Annotated in this window: 1 pseudogene; it reads left to right on the plus strand. The window is 63.2% G+C overall.

Features of this window, described 5'->3' with window-relative positions:
• Positions 1–329 (plus strand): annotated as a pseudogene (locus NCR39_RS29515) (FAD-containing monooxygenase EthA); the annotation flags it as partial.

The raw sequence follows: 329 nt of genomic DNA on the forward strand, positions 1-329 counted from the left end.
CCCAATTTCGCCTATCTGTTCGGTTACACGAACGCGCCATGGACGCTGAAAATCGACATGGCGGCCGCCTATGTCTGCCGCCTGATGCAGCATATGGATGCGGAAGGTTTTGACATGGTGACGGCGCATGCGCCGTCCGGCGAGAGGCTCGACGAATCGATCATGGGCTCGTTGCAGTCCGGCTACGTGCAGCGCGGCCAGGATGTCCTGCCGCGCCAGGGCCGGGCGTTGCCGTGGTGCGTGCTCCACAACCTCGAGATCGATCGCGGGATGCTGCTGAAGGATACGATCGCCGACCCCGCGCTCGAATTCAAGCGTGCCGGAACCCG

This window comes from Caballeronia sp. ATUFL_M2_KS44 (assembly GCF_023630965.1).
GTDB lineage: Bacteria > Pseudomonadota > Gammaproteobacteria > Burkholderiales > Burkholderiaceae > Caballeronia > Caballeronia concitans.